A 15,200-nucleotide genomic window follows, 5' to 3' on the forward strand; every position below is an offset into this window, starting at 1 on the left:
CCGCAGCCAGTGGCGGATCGAGTCTGAATCTGAGGCTGTGGAACAACAATAACGCTACCACTGCTACACGGAGTCAACGTGAACCATGCAACCGAATCGGCCAGGATCCGTCACCACCCCCGGTACAAGGATCTGGTCTCGCGCCAGCGTACGTTCGTCGCGAGTCTTACCGCGGCAACCCTTGTCCCTTACTTCACGTTCATCCTCGTCGCCGCCTTCGCGCCCCAGCTGTTGGCAACGAAACTGTCGGCGACCAGCATCATCAGTATCGGTTGGCCACTGGGCGCGGTTTTTATCATCGGCGCCTGGTTGTTCACCGGCCTTTACATCCTGCGTGCCAACGGTGAGTTCGATGACCTGACGGCACAGATCCGCGCGGGGGCCATCGTATGAAACGCATCCTGCACAACCTCTTCCTCGGCACGCTGCTCGCAGCGATGGCCTGCGGTGCAATGGCCGGCGACGTGTTGCAGAACGTCGAGCAACAACCGATCAACACCACCGCCATCGGCATGTTCCTGGTCTTCGTCGTGACGACGCTGGGCATCACGTACTGGGCCGCTTCCAAAACCCGATCCATGGAGGATTTCTACACGGCCGGTGGCGGCATCAGCGGTTTCCAGAACGGCCTGGCGCTGGCCGGGGACTACATGTCGGCGGCGGCGTTGCTGGGGGTCACCAGCATGATCTTCTTCAACGGCTTCGACGGCGTGCTGTACTCGATCAGCTTCTTTGTCGCCTGGCCCCTGTTGCTGTTCCTGTTTGCCGAGCGCATCCGCAATCTGGGGCGTATCACCATCTCCGACATCGCGTCATACCGCCTTGACCAGAATCGCATCCGCACCCTGACGGCCTTCGGCTCGCTGACGGTGGTGTGCTTCTATCTGGTGGTGCAGATGGTGGGGGCGGGGCAGTTGATCCAGCTGTTGTTCGGCTTGCCCTATCACTATGCGGTGATTGCCGTGGGCCTGTTGATGGCGGTCTACGTCACCTTCGGTGGCATGGTCGCCACCACCTGGGTGCAGATCATCAAGGCTGGGTTGCTGCTGGTGGGGGGAACCTTGCTGGCGATATTGGCACTGAGCAAATTCGGTTTTTCCTTCGATCTGTTGTTTGAGCAAGCCGTGGCCGCGCACCACGATGGCGAGCGGATCCTGCTGCCGAGCAAGCTGGTGGCCGACCCGCTGTCGCTGATCTCGTTGTCATTGGGGCTGGTGTTCGGCACGGCGGGATTGCCGCACATCCTCATGCGCTTCTTTACCGTGCCGGACGCCAGGCAAGCGCGCAAATCGGTATTCGTGGCCACAGGCTTCATCGGCTTTTTCTACTTGATCGTGGCGGTGCTGGGCCTGGCTGCCATCGTCATCGTCGGACAGGACCCGGCCTTCTACGAGTCCGGCGTTGTCGGCGGCAAACTCATCGGTGGCGGCAACATGCCGGTGATGCACCTGGCCAAGGCCGTGGGCGGTGACTTGCTGCTCGGTTTCATTTCCGCGGTGGCGTTTGCGACGATTTTGGCGGTGGTGTCCGGCCTGACCATGGCCGGCACTTCCGCGATCTCCCATGACCTGTATGTGATGGTGGTCAGGAAGGGCAAGGCCGAGGCCCGGGACGAGCGCCGCGTATCGCGGATCGCCTCGGTGGGTATCGGTATCGTCGCGGTGGTGTTGGGGATTTTGTTCAAGGACCAGAACATCGCCTTCCTGGTGGCGTTGACCTTCGGCGTGGCGGCTTCGGTCAACTTTCCCATCCTGGTGCTTTCGATGTACTGGAAAGGGCTGACCACCCGCGGCGCCTTGATTGGCGGCATCGCCGGGCTGGTCAGTGCTGTCGGCCTGGTGGTGCTCTCGCCAGCGGTGTGGGTCAAGGTGCTGGGCAATGCCGAGGCGATCTTCCCGTATGACTACCCGGCGATCATCTCGATGAACGTGGCGTTTCTCTTTACCTGGCTTGGCTCGGTGACCGATCGCAGCCAGGGCGCGGTGCTCGAGCGCGAGCGATTCGACGATCAACTGATCCGTGCCCAGACCGGGCTCGGGGCCGCGCAGGCGGTTAATCACTGAAGCGGTCATCCCCCACCTTTTTGATGTGCGTCTTTTGCAAAGGGAGCCTGTCATGCAACTCAAAGACAATGGCCTGAGATTTTCACCTGTCACGGTGGTAACACACTGGATCGTGGCGTGCTCACTGCTGGCGATTTTCGCTCTGCAGCTGCTGATCGATCACGCCTCCAGCGCGGCACTGCAACAGCCACTCGGCCGGGCGCAAAACCTGCTCGGCCTGATCCTGTTCCTCGTCTCGATCTATCGGTTCTGGGCGCGCGTCACTTCCTACCATCCGCTACCGGTGGGCACGCCAAACCCCATCGAAGTGATCATCAGCCGTTCGGTGGCAGTCGCGCTGGCCCTGGCGATGGTGCTGCTGCCGATTGCGGTCTGGGCTTCACGGGCCGCCACCGGCGAGGTGGTGCAATTGCCCGGCGGGTTGTGGATTCCAGCGCTCCTGCCGGCCAATCCGACCTTGAAGCATGGGGTCGATGTGCTGTTCGACATCGGCGCCTCGGCGTTTCTTGCCGGTCTCGCGCTGCATGTCTTCGGCGCGCTGAAGAATCACTTTCTCCTGAAGAACAACACGCTCAAGCGGATGCTTGGAAAACATGTGGAGCTGTGAGTCATGAACCAGGACAGAATCGATTATGCGGGTAACGTCATCACCCGGCTCTGCGGCGTGAGGTACCCGATATTCCTCGGCGGCATGGCCGCCATTTCCGGTCCGCAGCTGGTGGGCGCGGTGGCCAACGCCGGGGGCATGGGCGTCCTCGGAGGCTTGCGCCTGCCGCCACTGGCCCTGCGCCGCTGGATCGACGAAACACGGGCGCTGACCGACCAGCCCTTCGGCGTGAACCTGGTGCCGCAGTTTGGCGGCCCGGAAGTTTTCGAAGCGCAGTTTCAAGTGGTCCTCAGGGAAAAGCCCAAACTGCTGTCGCTGTTTTATGCCGAGCAGTATGCCGCCGACATGATTGCCAGGGCGAAGGACGCCGGGTTGCTGGTCATGGTGCAAGCGGGCTCGGTGGAGCTGGCCCGAATCGCCATCTCGCAGGGCGCGGACATCATCATTGCCCAGGGCAGTGAAAGTGGCGGTCACCTCAATCGCGGTACGATCGGCATCATGCCGTTATTGACCTCGATCATGGCTATCGCCGAGGGGCGGCCGGTACTGGCGGCGGGCGGTATCGTCCAGGGTGACGATGTGCGCGCGCTGATGTCGCTCGGCGCATCGGGGGTGGTGGTGGGCACGGCCTTCATTGCCACCGATGAGTCGAACGCCCATGCCCTGTACAAGCAGAAGATCGTCGAGGCGACCGCCGATGACACCGAATACCGCACCGGCTATTCGTTCGGCTGGACCTACGGCACACCGCATCGTGTGATTCCCAATCGGGACAAATGGAACCTGCTGCGCCTGATCGGTGGCGGCGCCCGGGCGATCGACAAGCCGCGAATGGCGCAGAAGCTGTCGCTGTATGCGGGGCAGGGGGTGGGCAAGATTCACAGTGTGGTGCCGGCGGCCGAGCGGGTGGCGGAGCTGGCCCTCGGCCTGGTGACTGCACCGGATCAGCCGCCGAATAAACAGAGAAGGGCGTTAGGCGTGTAGGAGCCGGCTTGCCGGCGAAGGCGTCCTTGAATATTGCATCGAGCTTTCGGGCCTCTTCGCTGGCAAGCCAGCTCCTACAGGGGGTTGCGCAAGGCCTTGCTTTGTGATCGCGCGATCTGCTGCTGCGCCAGGCCGATGAAGGCGCTCATGGCCGAGGTGATCATCGTGTCGTTGCGGCGGATGAACACCGTGGAGACATTGGCGAATTCCGGCGGCAGGGTGTGGCAGCGGATGGCGTGGCGCACGCTGCAGTTCTCCGCGATGGCCTTGGGCAGCAAGGTCACGCCCATGCCCGCCGCCACACACGAGAGGATGCCGTCGAGGGTGCCCAGTTCCATGATCTGGTTCGGCACCAGGCCCACCTGGTAGAACCAGTTTTCCAGGGTCGAGCGATAGAAACAGCCGGTGCGGAACACCAGCACGGTCTGCTGGGGCATTTTCTCGATCAGCGCGGCCAGCGTTTCGAACTGGTTGCTACTGACCAGCACCAGCTCTTCTGAAAACACTTCTTCCTGGGCCAGTGCCGAGTTCTGGTGGAAGCCGCCGACGAAGGCGCCGTCGAGGCGATGGGCTTCAATCGCCTTGATCAACTCGACCGTGGTGCCGGTCAGCAACGACAACTGCACTTGCGGGTACTGCTCGCGGTACCGGGTCAGCACTTGCGGCAAGCGGATGGCGGCGGTGGTTTCCATCGAGCCCAAGCGCAGCAACCCTGACGGGCTGCCGGTGTCCATCAGGGCACTGCGGCTCTCATCGGTCAGTTGCAGGATGCGCCGCGCGTAGCCGAGGAAGGTCTCGCCCGCCGATGTCAGCACCACCCCGGACTTCTTGCGGATGAACAGCTCGCGATTGAGTTCGGCTTCCAGTTCCTTGACGCGCATGGTGACGTTGGACTGCACCGTATTAACCTGCAACGCGGCGGCGGTGAAGCTGCCCAGTTCGGCCACGGCGCAGAAAATCTTCAATTGGCGCATTTCCATGATTGTCACCACCCATCTTTAAAAGTGATTGTTGACATGCTTAACGATCACTTTACGGGCTTTTCCGCTGATTAGTAAAGTGGCCGTATCCAAGTAACTGAACGCGGTTTAAACCCATGACACTGACTTCGAAAATCGACCATGTCTTCGCTGGAGGCCTGGGGGTATTGCAACCCGAAGGGCAGCGCACCGGCATCTTCAAGCAACGCCGCGCCGGCCCCGTGCGCGTGGAGTTGCAAGGGATCGTCGGCGACCAGCACGGCGACACCCGGGTGCACGGTGGCCCGGAAAAGGCCGTGCACCAGTATGCGGCGCAAAACTACCCGCGGCTGGCGCAGGCCTTTGTGCCCAGTGCCGGGCAACTGGTGGCGGGGAGCCTGGGGGAGAACATTTCCGCGTTCGGGCTCTCGGAACTCAACGTGCACATCGGCGACGTGTTCCGTATCGGTAGCAGCGTGTTGCAGGTCTCCCAACCGCGCAGCCCGTGCTGGAAGATCAACCATCGTTTTGACGCCGAGCACCTGTCGATGTTCGTCGCCCGGGAGCGGATCACCGGTTGGTATTACCGGGTACTCGAGCCGGGCTTGATGGAAGCGGGGGACCGAATCGAGTTGCTGGAACGCCACGACGATCGCTTTTCCATCGACCAGTTCTGGCAGGTGCAGTTGTCGCACCGGCCGGTGATCGACGATTTGCTGGCACTGGCAGCGACCCATGGCCTGGCCGCGGACTGGAAGCGCCGCCTGGGTGAGCGGGCGAAATGGTTGCTTCATAAAATATGATTCTTAAGATCATTAATCATCATTTTACATGATTTCTCGGCGGACCTACCTTGGCCGTGTCGGGAGCGCTCAACAGCCCCCCGACCTGACAACTACAAGAGATGGCTCTTATCCACCACCAGGGGACACCCGCCATGAGCACCCAGCCTGCAGACATCGCACATTACATTCACGGTCGCCCGACACCAGGGACTTCCAGTCGCTCGCAGTCCGTCACCAATCCCGCCACCGGTTCGGTGATCGGCAAGGTGGCCCTGGCCAACGCCGCTGACGTTGACGCCGCGGTGCAGTCGGCCGCCGCCGCATTTCCAGCCTGGTCGGCGACGCCGCCGCTGCGCCGCGCGCGCGTCCTGTTCAAGTTCCTCGCGCTGCTCAATGAGCACCGCGACACCCTGGCGCGGATGATCACCACCGAACATGGCAAGGTCTTCACCGATGCCCAGGGCGAAGTGACGCGTGGCATCGAGGTCGTCGAGTTCGCCTGTGGCATCCCGCAACTGCTCAAGGGCGACTACACCGAGCAGGTCTCGACCAACATCGACAACTGGACAATGCGCCAGTCCCTGGGCGTGGTGGCCGGTATCACACCGTTCAACTTCCCGGTGATGGTGCCAATGTGGATGTTCCCGGTGGCCATCGCCTGTGGTAACACCTTCGTGCTCAAGCCAAGCCCGATCGACCCTTCACCGACGCTGCTGATCGCCGAGCTGTTCAAGGAAGCCGGGCTGCCGGACGGTGTGTTCAATGTGGTGCAAGGCGACAAGGAAGCCGTGGATGCCTTGCTCGATCACCCTGAAGTCAAGGCCGTGAGCTTTGTCGGCTCGACGCCGATCGCCAACTACATCTATGAGACCGGAGCCCGCCGCGGCAAGCGCGTGCAGGCACTGGGCGGGGCGAAGAACCACATGGTGGTGATGCCCGATGCCGACGTCGACCAAGTGGTCGACGCGCTGATCGGCGCGGCGTTCGGCTCTGCTGGCGAGCGCTGCATGGCGATCTCGGTGGCGGTGTTTGTCGGCGATGTGGCCGACAAAGTACTGCCGAAACTGGTGGAGCGAACGCGCACGATGAAGATCCTCGAGGGCATGAACCTGGCCGCCGAAATGGGCCCGATCGTCTCGCAAGCGGCGCATCAGCGCATCACTGGCTACATCGAACAAGGCATCGACGAAGGCGCGCAGATGTTGGTCGACGGCCGTGGCTTTGATGGCTCGCAGGCCGGTGCCGACTGCGCCGGCGGCTTCTGGCTCGGTGGCACGGTGTTCGACCATGTCACCCCCGAGATGAAGATCTACAAGGAAGAAATCTTCGGACCGGTGCTGGCGTGCATGCGCGTCAAGGACTTTGCCGCGGCGGTCGATCTGGTCAACGCCCATGAGTTCGGCAACGGCACGGCGTGCTACACCCGCGACGGTCACATCGCCCGCGAATTCGCCAGCCGCATCCAGGTGGGTATGGTCGGCATCAACGTGCCGATTCCGGTACCGATGGCGTGGCACGGTTTTGGGGGCTGGAAGCGTTCGTTGTTCGGTGACATGCACGCCTACGGCGAAGAGGGTGTGCGCTTCTACACCAGGCAGAAGTCGGTCATGCAGCGCTGGCCGAACAGCATTGCCAAGGGCGCCGAGTTTGCCATGCCGACCTCAAAGTAGCGGTTTACGCTTTCGGGCCGCTGGACAGCGTGCAAGCGCCGGCTCGCACGCTATCCAGCGTTCGCTTTCATTCATCAGGTTCAGGTGCTGCCATGTCCAATCCTCTGTTGTCCCTTTTGAACATCGAACTGCCGATCATTCAATCGCCGATGGTAGGCGTTTCCACCCCCAGTCTTGCGGCGGCGGTGTCCAATGCCGGCGGGTTGGGTTCCATTGGCATTGGCGCGAGCAGTGTCGAGCAGGCGCGGGCCATGCTGCGCGAGACGGCGGCACAGACCGGCAAACCCTTCAATGTGAATGTGTTCTGTCACCAGCCCGCTGTTCGGGACGTCGCGCGGGAATCGCAATGGCTGCAATCGCTGGCTGGTTTTTTCGACGAATTTGGCGCCGAGGCGCCCGTTTCGTTGCGGGAAATCTACACCTCGTTTGTCGAGGATGCCGGGATGCTGCAAATGCTGCTGGAAGAAAAACCGGCGGTGGTGAGCTTCCATTTCGGCCTGCCTGCGCAACCGGCCATCGATGCACTCAAGGCCGCCGGTATCCTGCTGCTGTGTTCCGTGACCAGCCTGGCCGAAGCGCTGGCGGCTGAGCAGGCGGGAGTGCATGCACTGGTGGCTCAGGGGTACGAGGCCGGTGGGCATCGCGGGGTTTTCGATCCGCAGCAGGACTTGCAGATGGGCACCCTGGCCCTGGTGCGTGTACTGGCCCAGGCCTGCCGCCTGCCGGTGATTGCCGCGGGCGGTATCATGGACGGTGCGGGCATCAACGCCGTCATCGCGTTGGGCGCCAGTGCCGCGCAACTGGGCACGGCGTTCATTCTCTGCCCGGAGTCGTCCGCGAACGGCGCTTATCGCGAAGCGCTCAAAGGGCCACGCGCGCACCAGACGCGCGTCACGAGTGTCATTTCCGGCCGCCCGGCCCGGGGCATGGTCAATCGCAACTTCACCAGCCTCGAGGTGGCAGGCATCGAATTGCCGGACTACCCGCTCACCTATGACGCCAACAAGGCGCTCAATGCCGCCGCGGCGGCCCGGGCGAATACCGATTTTGCCGTGCAATGGGCCGGGCAGGGGGCACCGCTGGCGCGGGAGTTGCCGGCTGCCGCGTTGGTGGAGCTGCTGGCGGCCGAGATGAAATCCTGAGTGCAGTCCTGTCACGGTTTTGTTGTAACTTGGGCGACAGGATTGAATCGGTTTCCCAAGGATTAACCATGACATTGACGTGCGAAAGGTTGGTCGACATCGCGATGACCAACTCCATCAATGCTGAATTGATTTCACGCTTGCCCGGACTCGGCCTGGATCAATGCATGCTCACGGCAGGCTGCCTGTTCCAGGCGGTATGGAATGAAAGGGCGCAGCGCGATACTGGCTGGGGCGTGAAGGATTACGACGTTTTCTACTTTGATACAGACCTGTCCTGGGAGGCCGAGAACGAGGTCATCCTGCGGGCTCGATCGCTGTTCCAGGACCTTGGAGTCAACGTCGAATTTAAGAATCAGGCACGCGTGCACCTTTGGTACGGCCAGCGCTTTGGCGGGACTTACCCCAGGCTTGAGTCGGCCAGGGACGGGGTTGATCGTTATCTGGTGGCGGGCACCTGCATCGGCCTGGATGTCGCCAGCGGCGAGGTCTATGCCCCCTATGGCCTGGCGGATGTCGACCAGGGCGTGTTGCGCATCAATCCGGCAAACCCCAGGCCCGAGCTGTTCGAGCAGAAGGCGAAAAGTTATCAGGAACGCTGGCCATGGTTGAGGATTATGTAAGACAAAGCGCCCCTGTAGGAGCTGGCTTGCCAGCGATGGGGCCCGAAAGGTCAATTCACCCTTCGAGGCCGCCTTCGCTGGCAAGCCAGCTCCTACAGTTTTTTGCGCAGGGCGTTGGACGACTCGCCGTCAGGCTATGAAGGCCGACGTCTGCACAAGGTTGTTATCCTGGGCCGCAGCGACAAGGTGCAAAGGCACATGCGGTTGCTCGGCGGGGGTGACAATTTCAAAGCTTCCAACAATATGAAGCTGTCGCTCGCTCAGTCCGGTCGACTCTTGTTCCTTTGCCTTAGCCATTCTCGCGTGGTTCGCTGCGATTTCGTTGAGAGTTGACACGTTACATCTCCGGTGACTGACCAAGCGTATTGCTGGAGTCCTTAAGCGTTGATTGGATGGCCGTCGCGTCAGTTTTATGTCGTTCGCGACGGCTAACGCGGGCCGGTGCAATCCTTACGCCAGAGAAGGCCAGGATTTTCTGCGGCGATATCATTTGCGACGAAAGGTTATGGGCAAGGTTTGGAATCGGGTCAAAACACGATGCCAATCTTTGCGCCGTACTCGTCTCGGGTCTGTTTGTCGAAGTCGGTAAACTGAAACTGACCGTCCGTTTCATATTCGTACCGGTTGAAGTAAAGGCTTGCAATCACGGGAACCGACCCTTGCTGGTTGAACAGCCAACTCAGCTCTACAAAAGGATTGGTGGTGTCTTCAAGGTCCAGCTCCTGACTGCCTACATCATTGATTTCCAACTGCGAGTCGCCGTCAATAACTTGCCGAACACCTGCTTCCAGGCGCAAAGTCGAATTGCTGAAGGCGTGGTTGTAGCCCAGCGCCAATTTAGCGAAGGGGGTGCGATTGGTGAGGTTTATGTCGTACTTGTTAAAGTCCGGGTCATAACGGTTCCATTTATAGCCAGCTCCGATCAAAACGTCTAAAAAATTCTCGGTATCCAAGGCCAGCCTCCAGCCAAGGTCCAGGTCGGCCTGGCCATCGCTGACGCGCTGATGCTTTTCTTCTGAGTACTGACCGGTGATTTCCGCTTGATACACAAGGCCGGCCCCGCCGGTCATCTTGTTGCCGAAGTTCAGGAACAGTCCCGCCTCCGGGATATGCTCTGTACTGGTGGTTCCACTACCGGTGAACTCCAGTTCGCTATAACTCCCCAATAGGCCGACGGCAAAAACAGGTGCTTGGGAAGGCGTTGCGCAAGTGATTGGCGGGGCGAGGCCCGCAAGCAGGGAAGTGACAACAGCAGCAAGACTGGTTCTATTCATGAGAACTCCATCAGCGCGTTACTGGTCCGTAGTGGACCTGTCACTAACAACAATAGTCGGTTTTGGTGCGGCGTTAGACCGGTCGTCGGCGTGAACGAAAAAAAGATGGCATTTCGCCTTGACGTCATCTTTCTGTCGCCTGCCTATGCGATTTTGCAGGGTCGTAAAGGGAATCCTGTCCGACGAACTGTGCTTCTGCTCTTTCGATCTGTGCCCAGTGCGGGCACAATGCGCATCCTTTTTTTGGCTGGCCTTGCCGGAGGCCTCGAAATGATCAAAACGCCGTACTACCTCATCGACAAGCAAAAGCTGCTGGGCAACATGGAAAAGATTGCCTACGTGCGCGAACAGTCCGGGGCCAAGGCCCTGCTGGCGCTCAAGTGCTTCGCCACCTGGTCGGTGTTTGACCTGATGCAGCAGTACATGGATGGCACCACGTCGTCGTCGCTCTACGAGCTCAAGCTCGGCCGGCAGAAGTTCGCGGGCGAGACTCACGCCTACAGCGTCGCCTGGGCCGATGACGAAATCGAGGAGATGCTCGACAACTGCGACAAGATCATCTTCAACTCCATCGGCCAATTGCAGCGCTACACTGAAGCCTCTGCAGGCAAGGTCCGTGGCCTGCGGGTCAACCCGCAGGTGAGCAGCTCCGATTACCTGCTGGCCGACCCGGCACGGCCTTTCAGCCGCCTGGGCGAGTGGGACCCGGTGAAGATCGAGCAGGTCATCGAGCAGATCTCCGGCTTCATGTTCCACAACAACTGCGAGAACGGCGACTTCGGCCTGTTCGACCAGATGCTGTGCACCATCGAAGAGCGTTTCGGCCACCTGCTGCACAAGGTCGAGTGGGTCAGCCTCGGTGGCGGCATTCACTTCACCGGTGAAGGCTACGCACTGGATGAGTTTTGCGCGCGTCTCAAGGCGTTCTCGCAGAAGTACGGCGTGCAGGTTTACCTGGAGCCAGGCGAAGCGGCCATCACCCAGAGTGCGTCGCTGGAAGTCACCGTGCTCGACACCCTCTACAACGGCAAGCACCTGGCGGTCGTGGACAGTTCCATCGAAGCGCACATGCTCGATCTTTTGATCTACCGCCTGAACGCCAAGCTGGCCCCAGGCGAGGGTGAGCACACCTACATGGTGTGCGGCAAATCCTGCCTGGCCGGCGATATTTTCGGTGAGTACCAGTTTGATCGCCCACTGGCCATTGGCGACCGCCTGTCGTTCGTTGACGCCGCGGGCTACACCATGGTCAAGAAGAACTGGTTCAACGGCCTTAAAATGCCGTCCATCGTAGTGAAACAACTCGACGGTACTGTCGAGGTGGTTCGTGAGTTCGGTTACAACGACTATATGTCCAGCCTCTCGTAAGCTGGCTGAGAAGGAGAGAGAGAAAAATTGAAGAAGAACGTACTTATCATTGGTGCAGGAGGTGTCGCCAAGGTGGTGGCCCACAAGTGCGCGCAGCACAACGACGAACTCGGTCGTATTGCTATCGCGTCGCGCAACATCTCCAAATGCCAGGCCATCATCGACAGCGTCAAGGCCAAGGGCAGCCTCAAACAGCCCGCTGAAATCAAGGCATTCACCCTCAATGCCCTGGACGTCGAGGCGACCAAGACGCTGATTCGCGAAACCGAATCGCAGATCGTCATCAACGTCGGTTCCGCTTTCCTCAACATGTCGGTGCTGCGTGCCTGCATCGATACCGGCGTGGCCTACCTGGACACCGCCATTCACGAAGAACCGGGCAAGATTTGCGAGACGCCGCCCTGGTATGGCAACTACGAGTGGAAACACCTCGAGGAATGCCAACAAAAGAACGTGACCGCCATTCTTGGCGTGGGCTTCGATCCGGGCGTGGTCAACGCCTATGCGGCCCTGGCCAAGCAACAGTATTTCGACAGCATTGATTCGATCGACATTCTCGATGTCAATGCCGGTTCCCATGGCAAGTATTTCGCCACCAATTTCGATCCGGAAATCAATTTCCGCGAGTTCACCGGGCAGGTGTGGAGCTGGCAGGACAGCCAGTGGACCAGCAACACCATGTTCGAAGTCAAGCGCACCGATGACTTGCCAGTGGTAGGTTCGCAGAACCTGTACCTGACCGGTCACGATGAAGTGCACTCCCTGTCCAAGAACCTTGGCGTGCCCAACGTGCGGTTCTGGATGAGCTTTGGCGAGCACTACATCAATGTGTTCACCGTGCTCAGGAATCTCGGCCTGCTCTCCGAGCAACCGGTCAAGACCGCCGAAGGCCTGGAAGTCGTGCCGCTCAAAGTGGTCAAGGCCGTGCTGCCTGACCCGAGCTCGCTGGCCCCTGGCTACACCGGCAAGACCTGCATCGGTGACCTGGTCAAGGGCACCAAGGATGGCCAGCCGCGCGAAGTGTTCATCTACAACGTCGCGGATCACGAGGAAGCCTTTGCCGAAACCGACAGCCAGGGCATTTCCTACACCGCCGGCGTTCCACCGGTGGCTGCAGCCCTGCTGGTAGCCCGTGGCGAGTGGGACGTGCAGCGCATGGTCAACGTCGAGGAGCTGCCAGCCGAGGCGTTCCTCAAGGCGTTGGACGTGATGGGCCTGCCGACCCGCATCAAGGACGAGCACGGCGACCGTGCGTGGGACTGCAACGCCTAAGGACTGTGTAGGAGCGAGCTTGCTCGCTCCTACATTGGATCAGCAGTGCCGATTCAATCAGTGGCGATCCAGCCACACCGTCTGCGCATTGCAGAATTCGCGCACGCCGAAATGCGACAGCTCGCGACCAAATCCGCTTTTCTTAACGCCACCGAACGTCACGCGCGGGTCGCTGGCGCAATAGCCATTGATGAAGACCCCGCCGGTTTCCAGCTCGCTGGCCATCTGCTCGGCCTGCTCGACATTGCCGGTGTAGATTGTCGCAGCCAGACCGAATTCGCTGTCGTTCGCCAGTTCAAGCGCGTGCTCTGCATCGCGAGCGGTGATGATCGAAGCCACCGGGCCGAACAGCTCCTGCCTGAATGACGTCATCTGGTCTGTGACGCCCGCCAGCACCGTGGGCTCATAGAAATTGCCCGGGCCTTGGGCTTTCTGGCCGCCCAGCAGCAAGGTCGCGCCTTCCTCCAGGGTGTCGCGCACCTGTTGATCGAGTTCGTCACGCAGATCGAAGCGGGCCATCGGGCCGATATAGGTTTGGGCGGACAGCGGATCGCCGACCACCAGCTGGCGCGTGGCTTCGACAAAGCGGCGAGTGAATTCCTCGACAATGCCTTGCTCGACGATCAGGCGCTTGGCCGCTGCACAGACTTGCCCGGTGTTCTGAAAACGCCCGATCACGGCCGCTTTGACGGCGTCGTCGAGGTTGGCATCGTTGAGCACAATGAACGGATCGGAGCCGCCCAGTTCCAGGACGCTCTTCTTCAGCACCGCGCCAGCCTGGGCGCCGATGGCCATGCCGGCTCGTACGCTACCGGTCAGTGTGACGGCCGCGATGCGTGGGTCGGCAATCGCCATGGAAACACCGTCCGGCGTGACGTTGATCACCTCGAAGACGCCTTCGGCGAAGCCCGCCTGCTTGAAGGCGTCCAGCAACAGATAAGCGCTGCCCATCACATTCGGCGCGTGCTTGAGCACGTAGGTGTTGCCGGCGAGCAGCGTCGGGACCGCACCGCGCAATACCTGCCAGATCGGGAAATTCCACGGCATGACCGCGAGAATCGGCCCCAGTGGGCGATATTCGATGCGAGCCTTGCCGCCTTCGACCAGGGTCGGTTCGGCGCTTAACATGGCCGGGCCGTGTTCGGCATACCACCCACAGAGCTGGGCACATTTTTCGATTTCACCGCGGGCCTGGGCGATCGGCTTGCCCATTTCCAGGGTGATCATGGTGGCCATGGCTTCGGCGTTGTCACGCAATGCCTGACCGAGGGCAAGCAAGCGCTGCACGCGTTGTGTCACCGGTGTGCGACTCCAGGCACGGAAGCCGCTGGCAGAACGCGCCAGGGCGGCCTGCAATGCTTGTGCGGATTCGTAAGGGTAGTGGCCGATCTGTTCCCCGGTCGCCGGGTTGATCGAGATGGCGTGGGTAAGGCTGGAAACGTTGGTCATGGCACCGTCCTGCGGGGTAGGAATGCGCTCAGGTTACGGTGCTGTATGTTTTCTTTAAACTGAATAATAATGAGCGTCTTGTTCACGTTTGGAGAATGAAGTGGATCTGGTTCAGCTCGAGATCTTCAAGGCTGTCGCCGAGCACGGCAGCATCAGCGTGGCCGCACAGCACATCCATCGCGTGCCTTCGAACCTGACTACGCGGATCAAGCAATTGGAGCAGGACCTGGGCGTGGACCTGTTCATCCGCGAAAAAAGCCGCTTGCGCCTGTCTCCGGCCGGGTGGAGCTTTCTCGACTACGCGCGACGGATCCTCGACCTGGTCCAGGAAGCCCGTGCCACGGTGGCGGGTGAAGAACCCCAGGGCACTTTTCCCCTGGGGTCGCTGGAAAGCACCGCGGCGGTGCGGATTCCCGCGTTACTGGCGGCCTATAACCAGCAGTACGCCAAGGTCGAGCTGGACCTGTCCACCGGACCCTCCGGCACCATGATCGACGGGGTGCTGGCGGGCCGATTGACCGCCGCGTTTGTCGATGGCCCGGTGCTGCACCCGGCCCTGGAGGGGGTCCCGGCGTTCGAAGAAGAAATGGTGTTGATTGCACCGCTCAACCACGACCCGATCCATCGCGCGCAGGACGTGAACGGCGAGAACATCTACGCCTTCCGCTCCAACTGCTCCTACCGGCACCACTTCGAGAGCTGGTTCGCCAAGGACGCGGCCGTGCCGGGCAAGATCTTCGAAATGGAGTCCTATCACGGCATGCTCGCCTGCGTCAGCGCTGGCGCGGGCCTGGCCCTGATGCCGCGCAGCATGCTGCAAAGCATGCCCGGATGCAGCACGGTCAGTGTCTGGCCGTTGTCGGAGTCTTTCCGCTATTTGCGCACCTGGCTGGTCTGGCGCAGGGGCACGGTGTCGCAGAGCCTGAGCATGTTCGTGCGGTTGCTGGAGGAGCGGTGTGAGGTGACGGATTAGTCGGGCGGCTTCCATAAAAAATTTGACATAT

Annotated in this window: 15 protein-coding genes; 11 read left to right on the forward strand and 4 right to left on the reverse strand. The window is 60.8% G+C overall.

Annotated features, from left to right (window positions below; translation table 11 throughout):
• Positions 1–78: 78 nt before the first annotated feature.
• The 4 genes from BKX96_RS06855 to BKX96_RS06870 are packed head-to-tail and all read left to right on the forward strand — an operon-like array spanning position 79 to position 3,654.
• Positions 79–393 (forward strand): DUF485 domain-containing protein, encoded by a 315-nt coding sequence (locus BKX96_RS06855; RefSeq protein WP_046820247.1) that lies wholly within the window; start codon positions 79–81, stop codon positions 391–393.
• Positions 390–2,063 (forward strand): cation acetate symporter, encoded by a 1,674-nt coding sequence (locus BKX96_RS06860; RefSeq protein ID WP_077183187.1) that lies wholly within the window; start codon positions 390–392, stop codon positions 2,061–2,063. Before BKX96_RS06855 ends, BKX96_RS06860 begins: the two co-directional genes overlap by 4 nt.
• Before the next feature lie 52 nt (positions 2,064–2,115).
• On the forward strand, positions 2,116–2,670 hold the full coding sequence (locus BKX96_RS06865) for a cytochrome b (protein ID WP_077183188.1): 555 nt from the start codon (positions 2,116–2,118) through the stop codon (positions 2,668–2,670).
• Positions 2,671–2,673: 3 nt separating this feature from the next.
• On the forward strand, positions 2,674–3,654 hold the full coding sequence (locus BKX96_RS06870; RefSeq protein ID WP_077183189.1) for an NAD(P)H-dependent flavin oxidoreductase: 981 nt from the start codon (positions 2,674–2,676) through the stop codon (positions 3,652–3,654).
• 74 nt (positions 3,655–3,728) lie between these two features.
• Here the strand turns inward: BKX96_RS06870 and BKX96_RS06875 are convergent, their stop codons facing one another.
• On the reverse strand, positions 3,729–4,634 hold the full coding sequence (locus BKX96_RS06875) for a LysR family transcriptional regulator (RefSeq protein WP_077183190.1): 906 nt from the start codon (positions 4,632–4,634) through the stop codon (positions 3,729–3,731).
• Between the two features lie 116 nt (positions 4,635–4,750).
• Here BKX96_RS06875 and BKX96_RS06880 point away from each other — a divergent pair, with 116 nt between their 5' ends.
• From BKX96_RS06880 to BKX96_RS06895, 4 genes are all read left to right on the forward strand, one after another.
• The gene (locus BKX96_RS06880; RefSeq protein WP_077183191.1) at positions 4,751–5,416 is read left to right on the forward strand and encodes an MOSC domain-containing protein; all 666 of its coding nucleotides are present in this window, start codon (positions 4,751–4,753) and stop codon (positions 5,414–5,416) included.
• 134 nt (positions 5,417–5,550) lie between these two features.
• Positions 5,551–7,068 (forward strand): CoA-acylating methylmalonate-semialdehyde dehydrogenase, encoded by a 1,518-nt coding sequence (locus BKX96_RS06885; RefSeq protein WP_077183192.1) that lies wholly within the window; start codon positions 5,551–5,553, stop codon positions 7,066–7,068.
• A gap of 92 nt (positions 7,069–7,160) precedes the next feature.
• Positions 7,161–8,210 (forward strand): NAD(P)H-dependent flavin oxidoreductase, encoded by a 1,050-nt coding sequence (locus BKX96_RS06890; RefSeq protein ID WP_077183193.1) that lies wholly within the window; start codon positions 7,161–7,163, stop codon positions 8,208–8,210.
• A 68-nt stretch (positions 8,211–8,278) separates the two neighbouring features.
• Positions 8,279–8,833 (forward strand): nucleotidyltransferase family protein, encoded by a 555-nt coding sequence (locus BKX96_RS06895; RefSeq protein WP_077183194.1) that lies wholly within the window; start codon positions 8,279–8,281, stop codon positions 8,831–8,833.
• A 129-nt stretch (positions 8,834–8,962) separates the two neighbouring features.
• On the opposite strand, the gene BKX96_RS06900 is transcribed toward BKX96_RS06895, so the two are convergent.
• Both BKX96_RS06900 and BKX96_RS06905 read right to left on the reverse strand, forming a co-directional pair.
• Positions 8,963–9,169: a hypothetical protein gene (locus BKX96_RS06900; protein WP_046820238.1), complete on the reverse strand. Its 207-nt coding sequence runs from the start codon at positions 9,167–9,169 to the stop codon at positions 8,963–8,965.
• Positions 9,170–9,360: 191 nt separating this feature from the next.
• Positions 9,361–10,107: a hypothetical protein gene (locus BKX96_RS06905; protein ID WP_077183195.1), complete on the reverse strand. Its 747-nt coding sequence runs from the start codon at positions 10,105–10,107 to the stop codon at positions 9,361–9,363.
• A gap of 270 nt (positions 10,108–10,377) precedes the next feature.
• Here BKX96_RS06905 and BKX96_RS06910 point away from each other — a divergent pair, with 270 nt between their 5' ends.
• Positions 10,378–11,475 carry a carboxynorspermidine decarboxylase gene (locus BKX96_RS06910; RefSeq protein WP_077183196.1) on the forward strand — a complete coding sequence of 366 codons (1,098 nt, stop codon included), beginning with the start codon at positions 10,378–10,380 and terminating at the stop codon, positions 11,473–11,475.
• 27 nt (positions 11,476–11,502) lie between these two features.
• Complete coding sequence (locus tag BKX96_RS06915; RefSeq protein ID WP_046820235.1) at positions 11,503–12,747, forward strand: saccharopine dehydrogenase family protein; 1,245 nt, start codon at positions 11,503–11,505, stop codon at positions 12,745–12,747.
• Positions 12,748–12,804: 57 nt separating this feature from the next.
• Here the strand turns inward: BKX96_RS06915 and BKX96_RS06920 are convergent, their stop codons facing one another.
• Positions 12,805–14,196, reverse strand: coding sequence for an aldehyde dehydrogenase family protein (locus BKX96_RS06920; protein ID WP_077183197.1), 1,392 nt, complete (start codon positions 14,194–14,196; stop codon positions 12,805–12,807).
• A 100-nt stretch (positions 14,197–14,296) separates the two neighbouring features.
• On the opposite strand from BKX96_RS06920, the gene ptrR reads away from it, so the two are divergent.
• Complete coding sequence (gene ptrR, locus BKX96_RS06925; RefSeq protein WP_046820233.1) at positions 14,297–15,169, forward strand: putrescine utilization regulator PtrR; 873 nt, start codon at positions 14,297–14,299, stop codon at positions 15,167–15,169.
• The last annotated feature ends 31 nt before the right edge of the window (positions 15,170–15,200 follow it).

The organism is Pseudomonas putida, assembly GCF_001976065.1.
GTDB lineage: Bacteria > Pseudomonadota > Gammaproteobacteria > Pseudomonadales > Pseudomonadaceae > Aquipseudomonas > Aquipseudomonas serbica.